This is a genomic window from Bradyrhizobium sediminis, from assembly GCF_018736085.1.
Classification (GTDB): domain Bacteria; phylum Pseudomonadota; class Alphaproteobacteria; order Rhizobiales; family Xanthobacteraceae; genus Bradyrhizobium; species Bradyrhizobium sediminis.
Genome location: NZ_CP076134.1, coordinates 4,434,684 through 4,458,879 on the forward strand (window position 1 = coordinate 4,434,684; position 24,196 = coordinate 4,458,879).

At 63.9% G+C, this 24,196-nt stretch carries 20 protein-coding genes and 1 pseudogene; 9 read left to right on the top strand and 12 right to left on the bottom strand.

Going from position 1 to position 24,196, the window contains the following annotated elements:
• The first annotated feature begins 46 nt into the window (after nucleotides 1-46).
• The 5 genes from KMZ29_RS21325 (at nucleotide 47) to KMZ29_RS21350 (ending at nucleotide 6,828) form a co-directional block, all read left to right on the top strand.
• Nucleotides 47-610 (top strand): hypothetical protein, encoded by a 564-nt coding sequence (locus KMZ29_RS21325; RefSeq protein WP_215621064.1) that lies wholly within the window; start codon nucleotides 47-49, stop codon nucleotides 608-610.
• A 166-nt stretch (nucleotides 611-776) separates the two neighbouring features.
• Nucleotides 777-2,555 (top strand): caspase family protein, encoded by a 1,779-nt coding sequence (locus KMZ29_RS21330; protein ID WP_215621065.1) that lies wholly within the window; start codon nucleotides 777-779, stop codon nucleotides 2,553-2,555.
• A gap of 887 nt (nucleotides 2,556-3,442) precedes the next feature.
• Nucleotides 3,443-4,837, top strand: a complete 1,395-nt coding sequence (locus KMZ29_RS21340) for a lytic murein transglycosylase (RefSeq protein ID WP_215621067.1) — start codon at nucleotides 3,443-3,445, stop codon at nucleotides 4,835-4,837.
• 102 nt (nucleotides 4,838-4,939) lie between these two features.
• A complete protein-coding gene (locus KMZ29_RS21345) occupies nucleotides 4,940-5,443 on the top strand; it encodes a DUF1993 domain-containing protein (protein ID WP_215621068.1) in 504 nt (167 codons plus the stop codon).
• 281 nt (nucleotides 5,444-5,724) lie between these two features.
• Nucleotides 5,725-6,828, top strand: coding sequence for an alkene reductase (locus KMZ29_RS21350; RefSeq protein ID WP_215621069.1), 1,104 nt, complete (start codon nucleotides 5,725-5,727; stop codon nucleotides 6,826-6,828).
• Between the two features lie 257 nt (nucleotides 6,829-7,085).
• On the opposite strand, the gene KMZ29_RS21355 is transcribed toward KMZ29_RS21350, so the two are convergent.
• The 8 genes from KMZ29_RS21355 to KMZ29_RS21390 form a co-directional block, all read right to left on the bottom strand.
• Nucleotides 7,086-8,882, bottom strand: a complete 1,797-nt coding sequence (locus KMZ29_RS21355) for an ABC transporter substrate-binding protein (RefSeq protein WP_215621070.1) — start codon at nucleotides 8,880-8,882, stop codon at nucleotides 7,086-7,088.
• A 75-nt stretch (nucleotides 8,883-8,957) separates the two neighbouring features.
• Entirely contained in the window at nucleotides 8,958-9,284 is a 327-nt protein-coding gene (locus KMZ29_RS21360) for a DUF2160 domain-containing protein (protein WP_215603227.1), read from the bottom strand.
• Between the two features lie 15 nt (nucleotides 9,285-9,299).
• Nucleotides 9,300-10,106, bottom strand: a complete 807-nt coding sequence (locus KMZ29_RS21365; RefSeq protein WP_215624363.1) for a carbohydrate ABC transporter permease — start codon at nucleotides 10,104-10,106, stop codon at nucleotides 9,300-9,302.
• Entirely contained in the window at nucleotides 10,106-11,008 is a 903-nt protein-coding gene (locus KMZ29_RS21370; RefSeq protein WP_215621071.1) for a carbohydrate ABC transporter permease, read from the bottom strand. Before KMZ29_RS21370 ends, KMZ29_RS21365 begins: the two co-directional genes overlap by 1 nt.
• Nucleotides 11,008-12,090, bottom strand: coding sequence for an ABC transporter ATP-binding protein (locus KMZ29_RS21375; protein WP_215603230.1), 1,083 nt, complete (start codon nucleotides 12,088-12,090; stop codon nucleotides 11,008-11,010). Before KMZ29_RS21375 ends, KMZ29_RS21370 begins: the two co-directional genes overlap by 1 nt.
• 12 nt (nucleotides 12,091-12,102) lie before the next feature.
• Entirely contained in the window at nucleotides 12,103-13,182 is a 1,080-nt protein-coding gene (locus tag KMZ29_RS21380) for an ABC transporter ATP-binding protein (RefSeq protein ID WP_215621072.1), read from the bottom strand.
• On the bottom strand, nucleotides 13,179-14,741 hold the full coding sequence (glpD, locus tag KMZ29_RS21385; protein WP_215621073.1) for a glycerol-3-phosphate dehydrogenase: 1,563 nt from the start codon (nucleotides 14,739-14,741) through the stop codon (nucleotides 13,179-13,181). The genes KMZ29_RS21380 and glpD overlap by 4 nt, the downstream gene beginning before the upstream one ends.
• A 239-nt stretch (nucleotides 14,742-14,980) precedes the next feature.
• Nucleotides 14,981-15,811, bottom strand: coding sequence for a DeoR/GlpR family DNA-binding transcription regulator (locus tag KMZ29_RS21390; protein ID WP_215603233.1), 831 nt, complete (start codon nucleotides 15,809-15,811; stop codon nucleotides 14,981-14,983).
• 223 nt (nucleotides 15,812-16,034) lie between these two features.
• Between KMZ29_RS21390 and KMZ29_RS21395 the strand changes: the two are divergent.
• Nucleotides 16,035-16,337, top strand: a pseudogene (locus KMZ29_RS21395) (YMGG-like glycine zipper-containing protein); the annotation flags it as partial.
• Nucleotides 16,314-16,466 (top strand): BA14K family protein, encoded by a 153-nt coding sequence (locus tag KMZ29_RS27095; protein WP_249779969.1) that lies wholly within the window; start codon nucleotides 16,314-16,316, stop codon nucleotides 16,464-16,466. The pseudogene KMZ29_RS21395 and the gene KMZ29_RS27095, both read left to right, overlap by 24 nt.
• Before the next feature lie 65 nt (nucleotides 16,467-16,531).
• On the opposite strand, the gene KMZ29_RS21400 is transcribed toward KMZ29_RS27095, so the two are convergent.
• Complete coding sequence (locus KMZ29_RS21400) at nucleotides 16,532-17,737, bottom strand: serine hydrolase domain-containing protein (protein WP_249779751.1); 1,206 nt, start codon at nucleotides 17,735-17,737, stop codon at nucleotides 16,532-16,534.
• 190 nt (nucleotides 17,738-17,927) lie between these two features.
• Between KMZ29_RS21400 and KMZ29_RS21405 the strand changes: the two genes are divergently transcribed.
• Together KMZ29_RS21405 and KMZ29_RS21410 are read left to right on the top strand one after the other, a co-directional pair.
• Nucleotides 17,928-19,535, top strand: a complete 1,608-nt coding sequence (locus KMZ29_RS21405; RefSeq protein WP_215621075.1) for an AMP-binding protein — start codon at nucleotides 17,928-17,930, stop codon at nucleotides 19,533-19,535.
• Nucleotides 19,536-19,642: 107 nt separating this feature from the next.
• Nucleotides 19,643-20,281: a class I SAM-dependent methyltransferase gene (locus KMZ29_RS21410; RefSeq protein WP_215603236.1), complete on the top strand. Its 639-nt coding sequence runs from the start codon at nucleotides 19,643-19,645 to the stop codon at nucleotides 20,279-20,281.
• Between the two features lie 33 nt (nucleotides 20,282-20,314).
• Here the strand turns inward: KMZ29_RS21410 and KMZ29_RS21415 are convergent, their stop codons facing one another.
• Genes KMZ29_RS21415 through KMZ29_RS21425 form a run of 3 tightly spaced genes read right to left on the bottom strand, consistent with a single transcriptional unit; the run spans nucleotide 20,315 to nucleotide 24,128 of the window.
• The gene (locus KMZ29_RS21415; protein WP_215621076.1) at nucleotides 20,315-20,749 is read right to left on the bottom strand and encodes an acyl-CoA thioesterase; all 435 of its coding nucleotides are present in this window, start codon (nucleotides 20,747-20,749) and stop codon (nucleotides 20,315-20,317) included.
• Nucleotides 20,746-22,842, bottom strand: coding sequence for a 3-hydroxyacyl-CoA dehydrogenase NAD-binding domain-containing protein (locus KMZ29_RS21420; protein ID WP_215621077.1), 2,097 nt, complete (start codon nucleotides 22,840-22,842; stop codon nucleotides 20,746-20,748). Before KMZ29_RS21420 ends, KMZ29_RS21415 begins: the two co-directional genes overlap by 4 nt.
• A 2-nt stretch (nucleotides 22,843-22,844) precedes the next feature.
• Nucleotides 22,845-24,128: an acetyl-CoA C-acetyltransferase gene (locus KMZ29_RS21425; RefSeq protein WP_215621078.1), complete on the bottom strand. Its 1,284-nt coding sequence runs from the start codon at nucleotides 24,126-24,128 to the stop codon at nucleotides 22,845-22,847.
• Between the last annotated feature and the right edge of the window lie 68 nt (nucleotides 24,129-24,196).

Below are 24,196 nucleotides of genomic sequence, written 5' to 3' on the forward strand. Positions count from 1 at the left end.
ATCAATTACGTATTGCCTTGATCGAAGCTTTGAGGGGGACGCCCCCGTGAATGTATTTATTTTGAGACGGATCGCGCCGAGCGCCTGTGCCATTGCCATTGCCATTGCCGCGCTCATTGGAGTTCAAACCGGTCCGGCTGCCGCCGATGCGCCGCGTCAGCTCTATAATAGAACCATTCAAGCCAGCTGGTCGGTCTCGGTTGCCCGGACCGGTCCGGACGGGCAGAAAAGCAATTCGGGATCTGTCGTGTATCATACAATCTACGTCAGTTCCTCCGGACGTCTGTTCGAGCGCGGTTCGCGGGCGACAAAAAAGGGCAAGAAACAAACCGACAACGCGCCGGGTAGTACGATTAACGCGGGTGGCGAGGCGACAGGCCTGCGTTTTGAAGGTAACCGGCTTGTAGGCAGCACTGCCTTCGCGCAGGGCGCAAGGCGCTTCATCGTATCCTTTGATCCGGGCTTTTCGAGTTGCTCGGTCGCGGTGACGTTCGGCCGTGAGGGCGGAGGTTTGAAGCGGCGGGGAGTCGACGGTGTGCTGTATACGATCGATTCGATGACGGCCTCCGGCGAGAGCTGCTCGATACGTGAAGGCAATCCATTTGGCTAGGGCGGGGATCGCTTCCGTTTGACAGCTCTCTGGGGCCGGCCCGCCGGATCATTCAGTCCAAACCGGCCGACGCAGCTGGCGACCTGAGGTCCGGCAACGGCCCGATGCCCCGGTTGCGAGCGTCAGGTCGCTTTGCTAAAATGCAACATTGCTCAAGAGGCACACCGTGCGGTCGACGTTCCTTTTGTTTGTTGGGCTCCTGTCGCTTGTTTCCTGCTCCTCGGCGTGGGCGGAGAAACGCGTTGCGCTCGTTGTCGGCATCTCGAAATATCAATCGGTGCCTCGCCTGATCAATCCAGCGCGGGATGCCGAAGCGATGTCGGCGCTGTTCAAGAAGGCGGGCTTCGACGTCGTCGAGAGCGGCCGCGATCTCGGCATTTCCGACCTGCGCAGGTCCATTCGCCAATTCTCCGACACTTCGCGCGATGTCGATATTTCCGTGGTCTATTACGCCGGTCACGGCATCGAGGTTGACGGCACCAACTACCTGGTGCCCGCCGACGCCAGGCTGGCGAGCGATTTCGACGTCGAAGACGAAACCATCTCGCTTGACCGCGTCCTGAAGGCGCTTGATGGCGCCAAACGCCTGAAGCTGATCATTCTCGACGCCTGTCGCGATAACCCGTTCACCAAGACCATGAAACGGACCGTGAGCACCCGCTCCATCGGGCGCGGACTTGCCAAGATCGAACCCTCAATGTCCGACACCCTGGTTGCCTACGCCGCCAAGGCGGGCGCGGTGGCGAACGACGGAGACGGACAGAACAGCCCGTTCGCTTCGGCGCTGGTCAAATACATCGCCGAACCCGGGCTCGATCTTCGGCTGGCGTTTGGCCGCGTCCGCGACGACGTCTTGAAGAGCACCGGGTATCGCCAGGAGCCCTTCGTTTACGGTTCATTGGGCGGCGAGACGGTCGCCCTGGTGCCGCAGGCATCGAAGCCGGCCGATCCCGAAGCCAGTGCCCGGACCGATTATGAACTGGCAGCCCAGATCGGCACCCGCGAGGCCTGGGATTCATTTCTGGCCGCCCATCGCAGCGGATTGTATGCCGACCTCGCGCGTGCCCAGACCAGCAAGCTGATCGCAGCGGAACAGATGCGCGCCAAAGCCGACGACGCGCGCCGCGAGGCCGAAGGGCAGGCGGCGAAAAAAGCCGCGGAATTCCGCAGCCAGCTGGAGGAGCAAACCGCGCGTCAAACTTCCGAGGCAAAGCAGAAGATTTCGGAACAGGCCAAGAAGGAGCTGGAAGAAGCGCGGCGCCAGGTTGCGGAACAGGCAAAGAAGCAATTGGAGGACGCCAAACACCAGGTCGAGATCGCCCGGCAGGAGGCGGAAACCGCGCGGCGTCAGGTCGAGGAAGCCAAGCGTCAGGCCGTTGCGGATGCGCAGAAGCAGGTCGAGCAGGCCAAACGCGAGGCGGCACTGGAGCGCGACAAGATCGCCGCGCTGTCACCGCCCGCAAGCGCGCCCGGAAATGCCGCCTTGCCGGCCGTTCCGCAAATGGATCAGGCCGATATCGCGCGGCTGCTGCAGGCCCATCTCAAGCGTGTCGGATGCAATCCGGGCAACGTCGATGGAAACTGGGACGCTGCTTCGAAAGGCGCGCTCGAGTCGTTCAACAAGAATGCGCAGACCAAGCTGAACGTCCAGCTGGCCAGTCTGGATGCGCTCGATTCCGTCCGCGGCAAGACCGAGCGCGTATGTCCGCTGGTTTGCAAGAAAGGCCAGCGGGCCGATGGTGACCGCTGCATTCAGACCGGCTGCGAGAGCGGCTATTTTCTGAACTCGAGTGGCGCGTGCGAGAAGAAGCCCGAGCCGGCGGCCAAGCCGCAGACGGCGACGCGCCGCGAGCCGGTCGCCCGCGAGCCTGCGCCGCGACGGGCCGGCTCGGTGGGAGGTGGCGGCAAGTGCTTCACGTTTGGCGGCAAGACCTACTGCGAATGAACCAGCCGGCTGTTGCGAACAGTCCGGTTCGCCATGGGTTTTCAGGATAGGCGGCGGCTCATCTGACTGCGAAGACGTTGTCGGCTCTCACGGAACATGATTGTCCCGACACGTCGGTCGAGATGATATTGTACATGCGGCCATCCATCGCGCGGTGGCGGATTTTGGAGCCGCCTTCCTTGCCGAAGCGAACCTGAGCCCCACAACCCGTTCCCCCATAGTGAGACAGGCTGGATTATCGAGTATGAGCAGCGTCAAAAACGTGCAAGAAGCAGATCCATTGACGGGAGCCGTCGGCTTCTTTCATCAACCCAATTGTCATCGCCGGACGACACTTTGCGAAGCAAAGAATACATTTTGATCGGCTTCAACGGACTCGCTGGTTGGCGAATTCAGTGCCGGTCCGTCAATTCCCGAACAAGCTGGAGGCAGGCAATGAAATTCAACCCGAAGATTTGTATCTGCTTGATCGCGCTCACAGGGGTTACAAGCAGCCTGCCCTCGCCCGTTCATGCGCAAACCGCCGGGGCATGCCTCTACGAGAGCAAGAGCTATTCCGAAGGCGCCTCGATCTGCTTGCGGTCCTCTCTGATGTTGAGTTGCCGCACAGAGGGGGCGCGAATGATCTGGACCATTGTTACGGACCAGGACATCAATCGCTTGTGTTCGGCACCGGCCGTTTCAAGATTTCATCGAAGTGTGGTCAGAACCGCTTCAAGGAGAGCGTCGCCTCCTGCGCGGCCAGCCGACGCCGCCGCGAAATGCTTCCAGTTCAACGGTCGAACCTATTGTGAATAATGCGCGCGACTGCTGCGGGCGCGACGATGTCTGCTTCTGACCCAACCAAGAAGGCACCTTCTGTGACTCTGCATCCAATCGGGCACCGCATGCGAAAATTTTCGACGGCACGATTTCTCCCCGGCGCCGCCGTGCTGGCGCTGCTGTGCGGAGCGCAGCAGGCATCGGCCCAGCCGGCACCAACGACAGCCCGGCCGGCCGCGGCGCCCGCCAAACCCGCCGCTGCCAGACCCGCTTCGCCTGCCGCCGCACCAGCCCAGACCGCAGCCCCACGCGGCGGCGCGGCCTGCCACAACGGCATGAGTTTCGACCGCTTCCTTGCCGATCTCAAACAACAGGCGGTCGCGGCCGGCGTGTCGCAGCGGGCGCTGGCGGAAGCCTCCCCCGGTCTCGTCTACGATCAGGGCATCGTCAACCGCGACCGCGGCCAGCGCGTGTTTGGGCAGGTGTTCACCGAATTCGCCGCGCGCATGGCCGCCGTCTACCGGATGCAGCAGGGCCAGGCCAAAATCAAAACCCATGCCGCCGCCTTTGCGCGCGCCGAGAAGGAATATGGCGTGCCGCCGGCGGTGATCGCCGCGTTCTGGGGACTGGAAAGCGATTTCGGCGCCAATATGGGCAATCTGCCGACGCTACGCTCGCTGGTGTCGCTGGCCTACGACTGCCGCCGCTCGCAGATGTTCCAGGACGAGACCATCGCTGCATTGAAGATCATCGACCGCGGCGATCTTTCGCCCGCCGAGATGGTGGGATCATGGGCCGGCGAACTCGGCCAGACGCAATTTCTGCCGACGCATTATTTCAATTACGCGGTCGACTACGACGGCGACGGCCATCGCAATCTCTTGCGCAGCCCGGCCGACGTGATCGGCTCGACCGCGAACTACATCGCCAACGGGTTGAAATGGCGGCGCGGCGAACCCTGGCTGCAGGAAGTGCGGGTGCCGCAAAATTTACCTTCAGGTTTTTCCTGGGATCAGGCCGATCTCACGATCAAGCATCCGCGCTCGAAATGGGCGCAGTACGGCGTCACCTATCCCGACGGCAAGGCGCTGCCGAATGACAATCTGCCGGCGTCGCTGCTGTTGCCGATGGGCCGGAGCGGGCCGGCGTTTCTGGCCTATCCGAATTTCGCCGCCTACACCGAGTGGAACAACTCGCTGATCTATTCGACCACCGCGGGCTATCTCGCCACCCGCATCGCAGGCGCCGCGCCGATGCAGCGTCCCTCGGCGCCGGTGGCACAACTGCCGTTCAACGAGCTGCGCGAGCTGCAGCAGCTATTGGTGCGCGCCGGCTACAATGTCGGCAAGGTCGACGGCATCATGGGCCAGCAGAGCCGCAGCGCGGTGAAGGCGATGCAGATCAAATACGGCCTGCCCGCCGATTCCTGGCCGACCGCCGAACTCCTGGCGCGGATGCGCGGCCAGCCCGCCGCCCCGCGCGCGCAACCGGCTTTGCCCGGACCGTCAGCGGTTCGCTAAGGTGTGATCGCTTCAAGAGTTGCATTTCGCCTGCCGAGGCCCCACCTCGAGCAGCGCAACCCTGCATCTCGACCAAATTCCACAGCAAGAAAAGAGACCCATATGTCTTTCCACGACGCTTCCGTTGCCGCGTACCTGCAGATGCTCAACAGCCTCACCGGCATCCTCGCCAAGGCCGAGGCGCACTGCAAGGCGAAGAACATCCAGCCCGACGTGCTGCTCGGCGCCCGGCTCTATCCGGACATGCTGCCGTTCACCCGCCAGGTGCAACTGGTCTGCGACTTCGCCGCCAAAGGCTGCGCGCGCCTGACCCACAGCGAAGTGCCGACTATCCCCGACACCGAAAAGAGCTTCGACGAGTTGAAGGCGCGGCTGGCCAGGACCATCGACTATGTGAAATGGTTCAAGCTGGCGCAATTCGAAGGCGCCGATAGCCGCGACGTCACCTTTCCCGCCGGCCCCGACAAGACCATGACCCTGAAGGGCCAGCAGTTCCTCAGCCATTACTCGCTGCCGAACTTCTACTTCCATGCCGCCACCGCCCACGACATTCTCCGGCACAACGGCGTCGAAATCGGCAAGCGCGATTTTCTCGGGGTGAGTTGAGAAATCCGTCATGCCCGGGCTTGTCCCGGGCATCCACGCCTTTGGCGCCGCTCGGAAAATAGGACGTGGATGGCCGGGACAAGCCCGGCCATGACGAGAACCAAAAGCCGGCATCAACAGAACATCGAGAGAGGAAGCCGCCGATGTCCGCCACCACCCACGCCCCGAAGCGGATCGATCCGCCGCGCGGCTAGTCTGCGTTTGCCGAATGGCTCGGGCATTGCGCTATCGGCGGTAATGCCCAACTCTCTCGCATCCTCACCTCACCTGAAAGCAACGACATGAGCACGCCAACCAAACTGTTCGAGCCTTACAAGCTCGGTCCGATCACGTTGCCGAACCGCCTCGTGATGGCGCCCCTGACCCGCAACCGCGCGGTCCCTCCCGGCATGGTGCCGAGCCCGCTGGCGGTCGAATATTACGGGCAGCGCGCGTCCGCGGGCTTGCTGGTCACCGAGGCCAGCCAGGTCTCGCAGCAGGGCCAAGGCTATCAGGACACGCCCGGCATCTATTCGAAAGAGCAGATCGCGGGCTGGCGCAAGGTCACCGACCGCGTGCATGAGCGAGGCGGGCGCATCTTCATCCAGCTCTGGCATGTCGGCCGGATCTCGCACACCTCGCTGCAGCCGAATGGCGGCGCGCCGGTCGCGCCCTCTGCGATCCGCGCCAAGGGCAAGACTTTTGTCAACGGCACCTTCACCGACATCTCCGAGCCGCGCGCGCTGGCACTGGAGGAAATCCCCGGCATCATCGAGAGCTTCAAACGCGGCGCCGCGAACGCGATCGAGGCCGGATTCGACGGCGTCGAAATCCACGGCGCCAACGGCTACCTGCTCGACCAATTTGCAAAAGACGGCACCAACAAGCGCACCGACGCCTATGGCGGATCAATCGAGAACCGCGCCAGGCTGATGCTGGAGATATCGAAGGTAGTAGCCGCGGAAGCCGGCCCCGAGCGCACCGGCATCCGCATTTCACCGGTCACGCCGGCCAATGACGTTTCCGACTCCAATCCGCAGCCGCTGTTCGATCACATCGTCGACCGGCTCAACGCGCTGAAGCTCGTCTACATCCACGTCATCGAAGGCGCCACCGGCGGCCCGCGTGACAATGCACCGTTCGATTACGCGTCCTTGCGCAAGCGCTTCAAGCAAGCCTATGTCGCCAACAACGGCTACGATTTCGAGCTCGCGACCAAGGTGCTCGCGGCCGATGCGGCCGACCTGATCGCGTTCGGAAAGCCGTTCATCTCCAACCCCGATCTGGTCGAGCGACTGAAGAAGGGCGCACCGCTGAACGCGTTCGACAAGGCGACGTTCTACGGCGGCGGGGCGAAGGGATACACGGATTACCCGACGCTGGAGGCGCTCGACGCGGCGCAGTAGGGGCGAACGCCCGCCACGTCGTCATTGCGAGCGAAGCGAAGCAATCCATTTCACCGCGGGAAAGCTGGATTGCTTCGTCGCTGCGCTCCTCGCAATGACGGAAAAAAGGCCGGGATCGCTCCCGGCCTTTCGTTTTTCTCTCCTCGTCATGCCCCGCGAAGGCGGGGCATCCAGTAAACGCAGCCGCACCGGCGATAGAGCCGAGAAGCCGCGGCGTACTGGATCGTCCGGTCAAGCCGGACGATGACGCCAAGTCCTCAGTTCAGCGAGGCGCGCTTGGGCGGAGTGGCCGGCCACGACTTGATCAGCGCGTCGTAGTCGACGGTCTCGCCCTTCGGCTTCTCGTTCGCCAGCTTGCGCTGGGGCGCGATGGTCTTGTCCTTTTCGGCCTTCGCGAACCAGAATTCGGCGGTCTCCTTTTTGTTCAGCTTCGGCCCGCAGGCGCCCTGCACGCCGGACTTCTCGAGACGCTCCAGCACCGAGTCCTGCGCTGCTGCCAGCGAGTCCATCGCCGCCTGCGGCGACTTCGCACCGGACGACGCGTCGCCGATGTTCTGCCACCACAATTGCGCCAGCTTCGGATAATCCGGCACGTTGTTGCCGGTCGGGGTCCACTGCACGCGTGCCGGCGAGCGGTAGAACTCGATCAGCCCGCCGAGTTTCGGCGCGCGCTCGGTGAACGACTTGTGCCAGATGTCGGACTCACGGGTGAAGGTGAGACCGACATGGCTCTTCTTCAAGGAAACCGTCTTGGAGTTGATGAACTGCAGATAGAGCCAGGCCGCCTTGCGGCGATCGGCCGGGGTTGACTTCAGCAGCGTCGCGGAGCCGGCGTCCTGATAGCCGAGCTTCATGCCTTCCTTCCAGTAGGAGCCGTGCGGCGACGGGGCCATGCGCCATTTCGGCGTGCCATCGGCGTTCACGACCGGAATACCCGGCTTCACCATGTCGGCGGTGAAGGCGGTGTACCAGAAGATCTGCTGCGCGATCGCACCTTGCGCCGGCACCGGGCCTGCTTCGGAGAAGGTCATGCCTTGCGCTTGCGGCGGGGCATATTTCTTCATCCAGTCGAGGTACTTGGTGATCGAATAGACCGCCGCCGGACCGTTGGTGTCGCCGCCGCGCTCGACGGACGAGCCGACCGGACGGCAGCCTTCCATGCGGATGCCCCATTCATCGACCGGAAGACCGTTCGGGATGCCCTTGTCGCCGTTGCCGGCCATCGACAGCCAGGCGTCGGTGAACCGCCATCCCAGCGAGGGATCCTTCTTGCCGTAGTCCATGTGGCCATAGACCCTGACGCCGTTGATCTCCTTGATGTCGTTGGTGAAGAACTCGGCGATATCCTCATAGGCCGACCAGTTCACGGGAACGCCGAGGTCGTAGCCATACTTGGCCTTGAACTTGGCCTTGTATTCCGGATTGGAGAACCAGTCGTAGCGGAACCAATAGAGGTTCGCGAACTGCTGGTCAGGCAGTTGATAGAGCTTGCCGTCCGGACCCGTTGTGAACGACTTGCCGATGAAGTCGTTGACGTCGAGCATCGGATCGGTGACGTCCTTGCCTTCGCCCGCCATGTAGTCGGACAGAATGACTGTCTGGTTGTAGCGAGAGTGCGTGCCGATCAGATCGGAGTCGTTGATCCAGCCGTCATAGACATTCTTGCCGGACTGCATCTGGGTCTGCAGCTTCTCGACGACGTCACCTTCCTGGATCAGGTCGTGCTTGACCTTGATGCCAGTGATCTCGGTGAAGGCCTTCGCCAGCGTCTTGGATTCGTATTCATGCGTCGTGATCGTTTCCGACACGATGTTGATGTCCAGGCCCTTGAACGGCTGCGCCGCCTTTTCGAACCACTGCAGTTCCTTCAGCTGATCGGCCTTGGACAGGGTCGAGGGCTGGAATTCGCTGTCGATCCACTTCTGCGCGGTTGCATCATCGGCGAATGCCGGCGCGGCGATGGTTACGGACGCCGCAATCAGCGCCGCAGCGCTGGTCATGGTCAGAAAGCCGTTCTTGGTCAAGTCACCCTTCCTTCTCCTCAAGTGTCGCATGTTGGTTCCTCCGGTTGCAGCGATGAACACTTTTCAGGCCCGGGTTGATCCCGGATCTGCTCTTTTTTCGCCTCTTCAGACGGTGCGAAAGATCGCAACGGCCGAAACAAGCGAGATCACGGTAGCGAGCCACAGGCTCGGAACTTCAATGCCTTCCCTGACCGGAATGGTCAGTAGCGTGTCGGTGCCGACGAGCCCGATCCACAAGAGGTGAATGACGGCCGCCACAATCAGTGAAATGAACAGCCGGTCGCCACGCGTGGTCGGAATGCGCAGGATCCCGATGCGCTCGGCCTCGGGATAGGCGACCGCGAGCCAGGTCATGACCGCGAGCGTCGTGGCCAGCAGCACGAAGAAGATCGCGGTCGGCAGCGTCCAGGCCATCCATGCGATGTGTTCCATTTGCCGCGGGCTCCCTCACACCCTGCCGAGCGCGAAGCCGCGCGCGATGTAGTTGCGGACGAACCAGATCACCAGCGCGCCGGGGATGATGGTGAGCACGCCGGCAGCGGCGAGCAGGCCCCAGTCGACCCCGGCGGCGGACACCGTACGCGTCATGGTCGCGGCGATCGGCTTGGCGTTGACCGAGGTCAGCGTGCGCGCCAGCAACAGTTCCACCCAGGAGAACATGAAGCAGAAGAACGCCGCGACGCCGATGCCGCTGGCGATCAGCGGCACCAGGATCTTGAGGAAGAAGCGCGGGAACGAATAGCCGTCGAGGAACGCGGTCTCGTCGATCTCGCGCGGCACGCTGGAGACGAAGCCTTCGAGAATCCATACCGCCAGCGGCACGTTGAACAGGCAATGCGCCAGCGCTACCGCCCAGGGCGTATCGAACAGGTTGAGCGCGGAATAGAGATTGAAGAACGGCAGCGCGAACACCGCCGGCGGCGCCATCCGGTTCGACAGCAGCCAGAAGAACAGGTGCTTGTCGCCGAGAAAGCGGTAGCGCGAGAACGCGTAAGCCGCCGGCAGCGCGAACGAGATCGAGAGTACGGTGTTGATCAGCACATATTTCAACGAATTGAGGTAGCCGGAATACCAGCTCTCGTCGGTGAAGATGCGCATGTAATTGGCGATGGTCGGGTGATGCGGCCACAGCGTCATGGTGGTCACGATCTCGTTGTTGGTCTTGAAACTCATGTTGACCAGCCAGTAGATCGGCAGCAGCAGGAAGATCAGGAACAGCGAGAGGATGAGGCGCCGGCCGGGGATCGAATGCATCATGCTGCTCCCTTGTCGGCCCGGCGCTCGACGCCGGCGTTGGTCATCACGGTGTAGAACACCCAGCACACGATGATGATGATGAGGTTGTAGACCAGCGACAGCGCCGCGGCCTTGCCAAGGTCGAACTGCCCGAGCGCGATCTTGACCAGCTCGATCGAAACGAAGGTGGTCGAATTGCCCGGCCCGCCGCCGGTCACCACGAACGGCTCGGTGTAGATCATGAAGCTGTCCATGAAGCGCAGCAGCACCGCGATCAGCAGCACCCTGTTCATCTTCGGCAGCTGGATCGCGGTGAACACCGCCCAGCGCGACGCGCCGTCGATCTGCGCCGCCTGGTAATAGGCGTCGGGGATCGATTTCAGCCCGGCGTAGCACAACAGCGCGACCAAGCTGGTCCAGTGCCAGACATCCATCACGATGACGGTGGCCCAGGCGTCGAATTCGTTGGAGACGTAGTTGTAGTTCAACCCGATGTGGTTGAGCACATAGCCCATCAGGCCGATATCGGGCCGTCCGAAAATCTGCCAGATGGTGCCGACCACGTTCCATGGAATCAGCAGCGGCAGCGCCATGATCACGAGGCACGCTGCGACCCGCCAGCCCTCGCGCGGCATCGACAGCGCGACTACGATGCCGAGCGGCACCTCGATCGCCAGAATGATCGCCGAAAAGAACAGATTGCGCCACAGCGACGCCAGGAAGCGCTCGCCGAGGTCGGTGGTGGGATCGAGCAGTTCCTTGAACCAGCCGACGCCGTTCCAGAAGAACTGATTGTTGCCGAAGGTGTCCTGCATCGAATAGTTGACGACCGTCATCAGCGGCAGGACCGCGGAGAACGCCACAATCAGGAACACCGGCAGCACCAGGAACCAGGCTTTCTGATTGACGGTCTTGTCCATTATGCCCCCTCGACCAGAAGGCTGTCGGCGTAGACGTGAACATGCGCGGGGTCGAACAACAGTCCGGCCTCGTTGCCGGGAATCGAAAATCCCGGCGGCACCCGTGCTGCGAATTTGGCGTCGCCGACGCGGACCCGCGCGAAGCGGACCCGGCCGAGATCGTCGATCCGCTCGATATTGGCCAACAGCAGGCCGGAGCCGGGCGGCGCGACGTCGACGAATTCCGGGCGCACGCCGATTTCGATCTTCGCGCCCGGCGGCAGGCCGTCATAGTTGCGGTCGAGCCGGATGATGTGACCGTCGATCCGGGCCTCGCGGCCCCGCACTTCGGCGGGCACGATGTTCATGCCGGGCGAGCCGATGAAATAGCCGACGAAGGTATGGGCAGGCTTGTCGAACAGTTCCGCCGGAGTGCCGCTCTGCACCACGCGGCCGTCATGCATCACGACCACGGTATCGGCGAAGGTCAGCGCCTCGGTCTGGTCGTGGGTGACATAGATCATGGTGAGGTCGAGCTCGCGGTGCAGCGCCTTGAGCTTCGAGCGCAACTGCCATTTCAGCTCGGGATCGATCACCGTCAGCGGTTCGTCGAACAGCACGGCGGCGACGTCGGAGCGCACCAGCCCGCGGCCGAGCGAGATCTTCTGCTTGGCGTCCGCCGTCAGCCGCGTCGCCTTGCGCTCGAGATAGGGCGTGAGGTCGAGCAGATCGGCGATCTCCGCGACCCGCGCCAGGATGTCGCTCCTGACCATGCCGCGGTTCTTCAACGGAAACGCCAGGTTCTGTCCGACCGTCATGGTGTCGTAGATCACCGGAAACTGGAACACCTGCGCGATGTTGCGCTTCTGGGTTGACAGCGGTGTGATGTCGACGCCGTCGAACAGGATTTTTCCGCGCGACGGGGTGACGATGCCGGAAATGAGATTGAGCAGCGTGGTTTTGCCGCAGCCGGACGGTCCGAGCAGCGCATAGGCCCCGCCCTGCCGCCAGGTCATCGAAATCGGCTTCAGCGCAAAAGATTCGGGGGCGGCATCGTTGCCGCCGTAGGAATGCGCGAGATCGACGAGGTCAATGCGGGCCATGTTGCATATCCCTCACATCGCGCCTGGCGCGGCGACCAGGCGGTCGGCCGCGTCGAACACAAAGACATTGTCGGGATCGAGCACGGCGTCGAGCACGTGGCCCGGTTCGAATTCGTGCACGCCCTGCAGCACCGCGACCCAGTTGGAGGCGTCGCGGCTGAGATGCACGAAACTTTCCGAGCCGGTGATCTCGGTCACGGTCACGGTGGCGTGGAAGGCGTGGCGGCCGGCAATGCCCTTGGCGACCTCAAGCTGATGGGCGCGGAAGCCGACGCGGTAGGCCCCGTCGCCGAGCCCGGCATAGAGTCCCGAGGCCGGCGCCTTGACGCCGCCGGCATATTGCACCGAGCCGTCGTGCTTTTCGATACCGACGATGTTGAGCGGTGGATCGGAAAACACCTGGGCGACGCGCAAGGTGTCGGGATGGCGATAGACCTTCGAGGTGTCGCCGGCCTGCAATACCTCGCCTTCCCACATGCAGACGGTGCGGCCGCCCAGCAACAGGGCTTCCGACGGTTCGGTGGTGGCGTAGACGAAGATCGCGCCAGAGGCTTCGAAAATGCGCGGCAGTTCAGTGCGCAGCTCCTCGCGCAGCTTGTAGTCGAGATTAGCCAGGGGCTCGTCGAGCAGCACCAGATCGGCGCCCTTGACCAGCGCGCGCGCGATCGCGGTGCGCTGCTGCTGCCCACCCGACAATTGCAGCGGCGTGCGGTCGAGATACGGCTCGAGCTTCAGGAGCTGCGCGGCTTCCCGCACGCGCTTTTCGATTTCCTCGCGCGGCCGGCGCTGCACCCGCAACGGCGAGGCAATGTTTTCATAGACCGTCAGCGAGGGGTAATTGATGAACTGCTGATAGACCATCGCCACCGAACGCTGCCGCACGTCGAGGCCGGTGACATCCTTGCCGTCGACCAGCACGCGGCCCGAGGTCGGCGTATCGAGGCCGGCCAGAAGCCGCATGATCGAGGTCTTGCCCGACAGCGTCGGGCCGAGCAGCACGCTCAAGGTGCCGCGCTCGAGCGTCAGCGAGACATCGCGGATGGCCGGAATGCCATCCACGGTGCGCGTGACGTGCTCGAGCGTGACCGTCATGTCCGCCCTCCTGCTTCGCGCAAGGGAGGCCCGGAAGCAACGTGGTTGGCGGCCATCCAGTCTTCAAGGGCGGCAACCTCGGCCGCCGACAGGCGCAAGCCGAGCTTGGAGCGCCGCCAGACGATGTCTTCGGCGGTGCGGGCCCATTCGTTCGCAATCAGATACCTGACTTCGCTCTCGGTCAAAGTGGCGCCGAAGGACCGGCCGAGATCATCGAGCGATTTGGCTTCGCCGAGCAGTTTGGCAGCGCGGGTGCCATAGGCATGCGCCAGACGGTTGGCATGGGCAGAGGTCAGGAACGGATAGTTCCGCACCAGTTCCGCCGTCAGCGCCGCGATCGCCGAGACATCCATGTCGCCGCCGGGCAGCGGCGACTTGCCGGTCCAGCCTTCCTTGGCCTTGAAGTCCTCGCGGGGCGTGGCGCCGCGCAAATACGGCGAAAGACGTTCGAGCGCTTCCTCGGCGAGGCGCCGGTAGGTGGTGATCTTGCCGCCGTAGATCGACAGCAGCGGCGCGCCGCCGGGGGTGTCGAGTTCGAACACGTAGTCGCGGGTGGCAGCCTTGGCTTCGCTGGCGCCGTCGTCATAGAGCGGGCGGACGCCCGAATAGGTCCAGACCACATCCTCCGGCTTGACCGGCTTGGCCAGATATTCGCTGACGGAATCGCAGAGATATTTGATCTCTTCGTCGGTGGCTTTCACCTTGGCGGGATCGCCGTCGTAATCGCGGTCGGTGGTGCCGATCAGGGTGAAATCATCCTGATAGGGAATCACGAACACGATGCGGCCGTCGCTGTTCTGGAACATGTAGGCGCGGTCGTGGGCATAGAGCTTGCGGACCACGACGTGGGAGCCCTGCACCAGCCGCACTTTGGCCTTGGCGTTGACGCCGGCGCCGGAGGCCAGCACGTTCTCGACCCAGGGGCCGCCAGCGTTGACCAGCGCGCGAGCCCTGATCGTCGAGCGCGCGCCGCTCGCGGCATCCTCGACGGTGACGTGCCAGATGCCGTCGGCCTGCCGGATCTCGACCGCGCGGGAACGGGTGCGGATCTCGGCGCCGCGGTCCGCCGCATCGCGCGCGGTGAGCACCACGAGGCGGGCGTCGTCGACGAAGCAGTCGGAATATTCGAACGCCCGAGTGAAACGGTTGGGCACCAGCGGCTTGCCGACCTCGTCACGGGTCAGGTCGACCGAACGCGTCGGCGGCAGCAGTTTGCGGCCGCCGATATGGTCGTAAAGAAACAACCCCAGACGCAGCAGCCAGGCCGGACGCAATCCTGCGTGGTGCGGCAAAACGAAACGCAAGGGACGGATGATGTGCGGGGCGATCTGCCAGAGCACTTCGCGCTCGATCAGCGCCTCGCGCACCAAGCGAAACTCGTAATATTCGAGGTAGCGCAGCCCGCCATGCACGAGCTTGGTCGACCAGGACGACGTCCCGCTGGCCAAGTCGTTCATTTCACATAGGAAAACGGAATTGCCCCGGCCCGCCGCATCGCGCGCGATGCCGCAGCCATTGATGCCGCCTCCGATGATGGCGAGGTCGAAAATTCGGTCCAACAGCGCTTCCCCGGCGTTCGCCTGTTCACTTAGGCGATTTCGCTTTCGGTTTGGAGTAAAACACAAATAAATGTGAAAGCAAGTGAAAACAGAAGACTGGCGCGCTTGAACGCCAGCGGCGGCAAAATCCAGAAAAGTGGAAGGTCGCGCTCGTTTATCGATCAACCGCACAAGCGAAGATCAGACGAGTGTCTCGCTCATCCAACCGCACCTCAGGTCGATCCTGAGGCCCGCGGCGATCAGGCGCGCCGCAGGGTGGGTGGAGCGGGCTCGGGGCCGGCTTCGTCAATGTCGACCGATGGTTTCGGCATCGCCTCGATCACCTCGATGCCTCTGCTATGGCAGATGTTGGCGATGCCGGCCGGCAGCGCCGCGTCGGTCACAAACGTCTGGATCTGGCTGAGGTGGGCGATGCGCACCGGCGCGCTGCGGCGCAGTTTGGTCGAGTCGGCTACCAGCATCACGCTGCGGGCATTGGCGATGATGGCCTGCGCCGCCTGCACTTCGCGATAGTCGAAGTCCAGTAGCGCGCCCTCCTCGTCGATCGCCGAGGCGCCGATGATGGCGTAATCGACTTTGAACTGGCCGATCAGGCTGATCGCGGTCGAGCCGATCACCGCACCGTCGGCGCGGCGCACCGCGCCGCCGGCCACGATCACCTCGATGCGCGGATGCCGGTACAACAGCATCGCGACATTGAGGTTGTTGGTGATGACGAGCAGATCCTCATGCGAGGTCAGGGCGCTGGCGACTTCTTCCGTGGTGGTGCCGATGTTGATGAACAGCGAGCAGCCGTTCGGTATCTGCGCCGCGGCGGCGACCCCGATCGCCTTCTTCTCCTCGGCGGCGACGAAGCGGCGCGCCTCGTAGGCGAGGTTCTCGACCCCGGAGGCGATGATGGCGCCGCCATGGATCCGGGTCAGCGAGCGGTGGTCGCAGAGGTCGTTGAGGTCCTTGCGGATGGTCTGCGCCGAGACCTCGAAACGCCGGGCGAGATCGTCCACCATCACCCGGCCGAAGGCGCGGGCGATATTGAGGATTTCGGATTGGCGATGGGTCAGGCCGGTCACGGGGCACCTCGGACAACAACTCCCATGGTGCGGCCGATTGCCTGGCCGGTCAACGAGCGAGATCGGGCCCGGCGGGCGGATCAGCAGTTGAATATTGGATAAGGTTAAGGGCTTTGGACGGCGATTGTGAGGCGCCGATGGCAGGCACCGCGGCCTTGACCTGCATCGAGACAGGCCCCAATGCTAGCCGTGAGTGCTCATCGAAACGGGCTGGAGAACGGACATGATATCGAAATTCACGCTGACAGCGCTGCTTGCGATCGCGGTTTGCGCGCCTGTCGAACGGGCGGCGGCGCAGGGCAGCACCCTCGGCGGCGCGATCTTCGGCGGCGCGGCCGGCGCCATTGTCGGCGGCGCGATCGGCGGCAATAGCGGTGCGGCGGTCGGCGCAATCATCGGCGCCGGCACCGGCGCGGCCATCGGCGCCCAGGGCGAGCCGCGGCCCGGCGGCTACCGCTATTACCAGAACGGCTGCTATGTGCAGCAGCCCGACGGCTCGTGGATGGGCGTTTCGCCGCGTTATTGCCAGACCGTGGAATACGCTCCCCGGGAGCGCTATTACGACGAAGCGCCGGCCTGCACGCGCTACCGCTCCTACAATCCGCGCACCGGCACCTTCATCGGCCGCGACGGCTACGAGCGTCCCTGCCCGTAGGGCATCGCGCGCTCCCGTCCGAGCGCACGAGGTGAAATAGCGCCGCGTGGCCTGACCAGGTGCGGTCAGGCCCTGCGCCTGACCGCTTCATAGGCCAGCCGCTTGAACTCGACGGCGAAGGGGTGGAAGAACGCCATCTGGCGCTGCGTCATCAACAGGCCGGCGATGTCAGTCTTCGGCGAGATCCACCATTGCGTGCCGGCCACGCCGCCCCACCAGAACTCACCGCTCGAATCGCCGTGATCGAACGGCGAAGGCTGCAGAGTCAACGCGCCCGCCAGCCCATAGCCCTTGCCGACGAGCTCTCCCGTCATCGGGAAGCGCATCCAGACCCCATCGGCCAGTTGATTGGTCATCATCTCGGCGATGGTTTCCGGTTTCAGCAAGGTCGGTCCGCCCGGCAGCAGGCTTCGAACCAGCGCCACCATATCCGGCAGCGTCGAAACCAGGCCGCCGCCGCCGCTCAGCCGCGGCCACGCCCGCACATAGGCGCCGGGCCAGGGCGAATTATCGGTGCGAGTCAGTCCCGGCTTCATCGGGTCCATCAGGTCTGCCCCGGCGTAATAGGCGGCGAGCCGGCTGTGGTCTTTTTCCGGCACCGCGAAGGCGGTGTCGACCATGCCGAGCGGAGCGAAAATCCGCTGCTGGATGAATTTGTCGAGCGGCATTCCGCTGACGACTTCCACCAGCCGCCCCACCACATCGGTTGCGATCGAATACTCCCATGACGTTCCCGGATGATAGACCAGCGGCAAATCGGCCAGCGTGTCGATCATGTCAGCCAGCGGCGTCGCAGGATTGAGCACCTTGCGTTCCTGGTAGGCCTTGAACATGACACTCCCGGGGTCGAACAGACCGTAGCTCAGCCCCGAGCTGTGGCTCAGCAGCTGGCGAATTGTGATCGATCCCCTCGCCGGCTCGGTGTCATCAAGCGAGGTAGCGCCCGGCCGCAGAACCTTGCGGTTGCCGAGTTGCGGAATGTACCGCTCGACCGGGTCGTCGAGCTCGAAGCGGCCTTCCTCGAGCAGCAGCAATGCCGCGCAGGACGTGACCAGCTTGGTATTGGAGAACACCCGGAACAGGTGATCGGCGCGCAATGGGACCTGCGCTTCCTTGTCGGCCCAGCCGGTACAATTCACATCGACCAGATCCCGGCCGACCAGCACCGCGGACGACACGCCGGACAGAATGTTGCCGTCGACCAACCGGCCCATCGCGGCGTGCGCCGCCCCGAAATCGTAGCCGGCGGCTGTCACTTGCATGTTTTCCATTTTCACTCCCCCGTGCGCCCGCGAGCACATCTGATTGAACGGCCGCAGATAGAGCGCCTTCAGTGTCGGCTAGCATGCCGTCAATGTCCCGCAAAGCCCCAAGAATCTTCTGCTGCACGGCTGCAATGACCAGCGCCGAATGTCATAGTCGGATCAATCGCCGGCGAATGCCGGCACAGGGAGGGGACCAATGGCTTTGACCGAATCTTACGTCGCGGGACCGGCGCTCCCCGCCGTGCGCGATATCACGCTTGGCCAGTTGCTCGAACAGGCCGCGAAGTCGGCGCCGGACCGGATCGCGCTGATATCAGGCCTCCCCGATCCCGCGCTTCGCCGCCAGTGGACCTATGCCGAACTCTACGCCGAGGCGCAACGCACCGCGCGCGCCCTGCTCAGCCGCTTCAAGCCGGGCGAGCGGATCGCGGTCTGGGCGCAGAACCTGCCGGAATGGATCATGCTGGAATTCGGCGCCGGGCTCGCGGGCATGGTGCTGGTCACCGTCAATCCCGGCTTCAGGGCCAAGGAAGTCGAATATGTGCTGAAGCAATCCCGCTCGGCCGGCGTGTTCGTCGCCAATTCCTTTCGCGGCAACCCGATGCTGGAGACGGTGCGCGAGGTTGCACCGCGCTGCCCGGAGCTTCGCGAGATCGTCTGCTTCGACGACTGGCCGGCCTTCATCGCCGCCGGCGACGACAAGCGCATTGCGCTTCCCGACGTCAAACCCGACGATCCCGTGATGATCCAGTATACGTCGGGCACCACCGGCTTTCCGAAAGGCGCGCTGCTGCATCATCGCGGTCTCGCCAACAACGGCGCCGACACGGCCGATCGCATGGGGATCGACCCCGGCGACGTCTTCATCACCACCATGCCGCTGTTCCACACCGGCGGCTGCGTCTGCTGCGTCCTCGGCGCCGTCTCAAAGGCTGCGACACAGGTGCTGCTGGAAGCGTTCGAACCCGGCCTCGTGCTCGAACTTCTCGCGACCTACCGCGGCAATGCGATGGTCGGCGTGCCGACCATGCTGGTGGCGATGCTCGAGCATCCCTCCTTCGCATCGACGGATCTTTCCTCGGTCAAGGCGATCTGTTCGGGCGGCTCCACCGTGCCGGCCGCGCTGGTTGCGTTGTTCGAACAGAAACTGGGAGCGCCCTTCACCATCGTGTTCGGGCAGACCGAATGCTCACCGGTGGCGGCGCAGACCAGGACCACCGACACGATCGAGGACAAGGCCTCTACCATCGGCCTGCCGCTGCCCAACATGGAAACCAAGATCGTCAATCCCGACACCGGCAAGACGGTCCCGATCGGCGAAATTGGCGAGTTCTGCACGCGCGGCTATCACATCATGCTCGGCTATTTCGAAATGCCTGAAGCGACCGCCGCCGCGATCGATTCCGAGGGCTGGCTGCACACCGGCGATCTCTGCGCGATGGACGCGCGCGGCTATTGCACGGTCGAGGGGCGCCTGAAGGACATGATCATCCGCGGCGGCGAAAATATCTATCCGCGCGAGCTCGAAGAATTGTTGTTTCGTCACCCCAAGGTCGGCGAAGTCGCGGTGGTCGGACTGCCGCACGAAAAATGGGGCGAAGAGGTCGCCGCCTTCATCCGCCCGGCGCCCGGCGCCGTCATCGACGCGGAGGAACTGTCGGCCTACATGCGCGCCTCGCTGGCCCCGCACAAGACGCCGCGGCACTGGTTCGTGGTCGAGGCTTTTCCGCTGACCGGATCGGGCAAGATCCAGAAGTTCAAGCTGCGCGAATTCTGGGCCAAGGGCGAGATGCGGGCGTTGTGAGGGCCGGTGCGTTCGGTATCCGGGCCGCCACTCTCTCATGCTCGCAAATTTCGACGGTTTGCTTCTCCTGCGCCTATGCTAAGCCGCATTGCGAAAGGAACCTCACCATGAGCACCGCGAGCGATGCCCGTTTCTGGGACCGGATTTCACGGAAATATGCGAAGGCTGCGATTTCGGATCAGGCCGGGTATGAGCGCTCGCTGGAGCGGACCCGCACCCTGCTGGGACCAGACGACCGGGTGCTGGAATTGGGCTGCGGAACAGGAACAACGGCGCTCCGGCTTGCAGGCGATGTGCAAAGCTATTGCGCGACGGATATTTCCACTGAAATGATCGCGATTGCCGAGACGAAGCTTGCCGCCGGCCCGATCCCGTCGCTCGTCTTCCGCACCGCGACCGCAGAGGCGCTTGCGCCCGAGGACGGGCAATTCGATGCCGTTCTGGGGTTCAACTATCTCCATCTGGTCCGCGATGTGCCCGGCACGCTGCGCCGCATCCATGCCTTGCTTGCAGCGGAGGGCCTGTTCATTTCCAAGACACCCTGCCTGGGGGATATGAACCCGCTCATCCGGCTTGCCTTGTTGCCGGCGATGCGCGCGATCGGAAAGGCGCCCCATGTCAGCGTCTTCCGGGCGGCGGAGTTGAGCCAACTCATATCTGCCGCAGGCTTCGACATCAGCGCCTCGGAAAGCCACGCCACCAAGGGCAACGACACCCGTCCCTACATCGTGGCGCGCAAGCGATGAGGCGAACGGCCGAGGTTGGATCGGGCCCCTACCCTACGCCGAAATCGGCCGCTCATCGCGCTGGATGACCTGCGGCTGGCCGTGGTCGTCGATCGAGACATAGGTGAAATTGCCGTCGGTCACCAGGATCGACTGCATCTCCTTGCGCCGCAGTACCCAGGCTTCGAGGTGGACGGTGATCGAGGTGCGGCCGACGCGGACCAGATTGGCGTGAACCGACACGAGATCGCCGACGTAAACCGCCTTGCGAAAATTCATCGCCTCGATCGCCACCGTCACGGTGCGTGATTTTGCCACCTTGGACGCGAACACGCCGCCGCCGACATCCATCTGGCTGAGCAGCCAGCCGCCGAAGATATCGCCGTTGGCATTGGTGTCGGCCGGCATCGCCAGCGTGCGGATGCAGAGATCGCCGCGCGGCTCGGTTTCGCCATTCAGCGATGCGTGGACGGCCGGGCTATCGGTCACTTGAAATTCTCCCAGCCGGCATCCGGCGTAAAGCGGTCGCCGAATCTTGCCGCCAGCGCGCGCAGGGTGGAAACCACATTCTCGGGCCCGCGCGTCCGCGCATAGTTGAGCGGGCCGCCGCGGAACGGCGCATAGCCGGTGCCGAAAATCATGGCGCCGTCGACGGTGTCGGCATTGTCGACGATGCCTTCGCGCAAGGCCGCGACGCAGACATTCGACATCGGCAGCACCAGCCGGTCGATCATTTCGTCCGTCGGCTGCGTGGTCGAAGGCGAAGCGGGAGTCTTGTCGGCCTTGCCGTCCTTCCAGAGATAGAACCCCTTGCCGGTCTTGCGGCCGAGTTCGCCCCTTGCCACCTTCTCGCGCAGCCAGGCCGGCGTCGGCGGCAGGGCGTCGCCGAATTTCGAGCGCAGCATGTCGCCGACATCGAGGCAGATATCGAGCCCGACCTGATCGGCGAGTTCAATCGGCCCCATCGGCATGCCGAATTTTTCCGCCGCGGCATCGATGACGAGCTTGTCGATCTTGCCGTCGAGCATCACCATCGCCTCCAGCATGTAGGGCGTCAGCGCGCGGTTGACCAGAAAGCCCGGCGAACTCCTGACCGGCAGCGGCAGCCGGTCGATGGCGCCGACAAAGGCCAGCGCCTGCTGCAATATTTCCGGACCGTTGCCGTCGTGGCTGACGACCTCGACCAGTTGCAGCCGCGACACCGGATTGAAGAAGTGCAGGCCCACCAGCCGCTCCGGCTTCGCCAGCGTGGCGCGCAGGTCCTGCAGCGGAATGCTGGAGGTGTTGGTGGCCAGAATCGCGCCCGGCTTCATCCGGGGCTCGAGCCCGGCATAGACCTTCTGCTTCAGCTCCAGTTTTTCCGGCACCGCCTCGATGATGAGATCGGCATTGCGGACGCCCTCGCCTTCCATATCCGGCACGAGGCGATCCAGCGCGTCGCGGATATCGATGCGCCTGCGCATGATCTTGCCGAACAGCTCCGAGGCGCGCTTGATCGCGCCGGCGATCGGCTCCGGCTTCATGTCGGCGAGCGTCACATGCAGGCCCTGATTGGCGCACCAGGCCGCGATATCGCCGCCCATCGCGCCGGCGCCGATGACGTGGACATGCCTGATGCGGTTGCCGGAACCTGCGAGCTTCTTCATCTGCTCGCGCAGGAAGAACACCCGGATCAGGTTCTGTGCCGTCGGCGTCACCATCAGATTGGCGAACGAGGTCTTTTCGGCCCTCAGCATCGCGATCTTGTCGTCGCCATGCTTTTCCCAGAGATCGATCAGCGCATAGGGCGCCGGATAATGTTCATGCGGTGCTGCCTTTTCCGCCTCGGCGCGCATGCGCTTGGCGAGCAAGCCCCTGACCGGGCCGAGGTTCAGAATCGCGTTCAGCGGCCCCGGCCTTGCCCGCTTCAGCCGCCCGAACACCGCGTCCTTCACGGCGTTGCGGACGTGGCGCTCCTGCGCCACCGCATCGACCAGCCCGAGCGACTTGGCCTTGCGGGCGTCGATGGTCTTGCCGGTCAGCATCAAGGTCATCGCCTGCATCGGGTTGACCAGCCGCGTGAAGCGCACGGTGCCGCCGAGGCCCGGATGCAGGCCGAGCATCACTTCCGGAAAACCAAAGCGCGCGCCTTCGATGGCAATACGCGACTGGCAGGCCAGCGCCACTTCGAGGCCGCCGCCGAGGCAGAAGCCATGAATGACGGCGACGGTCGGGATCTTCAGCGCTTCAAGGCGGTCGATCACCGCATGGGCCCGGCCGATGGCGATCTCGACCGGCCACGGATCGGTGGCGCCGCGGAATTCGTTGACGTCGGCGCCGGCGATGAAACCGGATTTCTTGGCGGAGCGGATGACGAGCCCGGCGGGCCGCGGGCTCTCCAGCGCCGCCAGCACCGATTCGAGTTCTTCGATCAGGTCGGCCGACAGCGTGTTGGCGCTGGCGCCCTCGCGATCGAACAGCAGCCAGGCGATGCCGTCGGCATCGCGGGTCAATTTGAAATGACGGTAGGGCGAACTGGCGTCTGGCGCAGGCCCGAGTTCGAGCACGCGGTCGCCGAGAAGGTTCATGATCCTGCTATCCATGATCACACCGTCTCGATCAGCATGGCGCCGCCCAGCCCGCCGCCGATGCATTCGGTGGCGATGCCGCGGCGGGTGCCCAGCCGCTTCATGGCGTTGACGAGATGCAGCACGATACGGTTGCCGCTGCAGCCGACGGGATGGCCGAGGCTGATCGCGCCGCCATCGACATTGAGTTTTGACGGGTCGATCTGGCCGGCGGCGCCGTCGAGGCCGAGAATTTCACGGCAGAATTTCTCGTCGTTCCAGGCCGCCAGGCAACCCAGCACCTGCGTGGCGAACGCCTCGTTCAATTCCCAGGTCTCGACGTCCTGCAGGGATAGATTGTTGCGCTTCAACAGTTCGGTGGCCGACAGCACCGGACCGAGGCCCATAATGCCGGGATCGAGCGCCGACCATTGGCTGTCGACAATCGCGGCCTTCGGGGTGAGGCCATATTTGGCGACCGCATCTTCGGAAGCCAGAATCGTCCACGACGCGCCGTCGGTGATCTGCGAGGAATTGCCTGGCGTGACCTGCCCCCATGGCCGCTCGAACACCGGCTTGAGTTTGGCCAGCGACTCCAACGAAGAATCCGGCCGCACGCCGTCGTCATGATCGTAGAATTTGCCGTCGCGCGCGAACGCGGTTTCGACCTCGCCTTTCAGCCAGCCCTGCGCCTGCGCATTGGCGAGCCGCTTGTGGCTCTCGACCGCATAGGCGTCCGACTGCGCCCGCGTAATGCCGAAGAGATGGCCGACCGCTTCGGCTGTCTGACCCATGTTGAGTTCGGTGATTGGATCGGTCAGCCCGCGCTCCAGCCCGATGACCGGCTTGAAGAAGGAGGGCCGCGTCTTCGCCAGCGCCGCCAGCTTGGCCACGATGCCCTTGGCGCCGGCCAAACCGGCAAACCAGCGCACGCCCTGCTGCGGCCAGACCAGAGGCGCGTAGCTCAGCGCTTCCGCCCCGCCGGCCAGAATGAGGTCGGACACGCCCTCGCGGATATAGCGATAGCCGGTATCGATCGACTGCATGCCGGAGCCGCAATTGATCTGCACCGTGAACGCCACCATGCTTTCGCCCATGCCGAGCCGAAGGGCTGCGACCCGGGCCGGGTTCATCTCGTCGGCAATGACGTTGACGCAGCCGAGGATCACCTGATCGAAGGCATTGGGGGCGAAGGGTTGCCGGGCCAGCAGCGGCCGGCCGCACTGCACGGCGAGATCGACCGGGGTGAACGGCCCCGGCCCGGAGCGCGCTTTCAGAAACGGCGTCCGGCTGCCGTCGATAATGAAGACCGGTCGCGCCATCAGCTTGCTACCTGCTGTTCACCTGACTCATTCTAGCGGAAAGTACGGGATTCGGGTGAACACTTCGC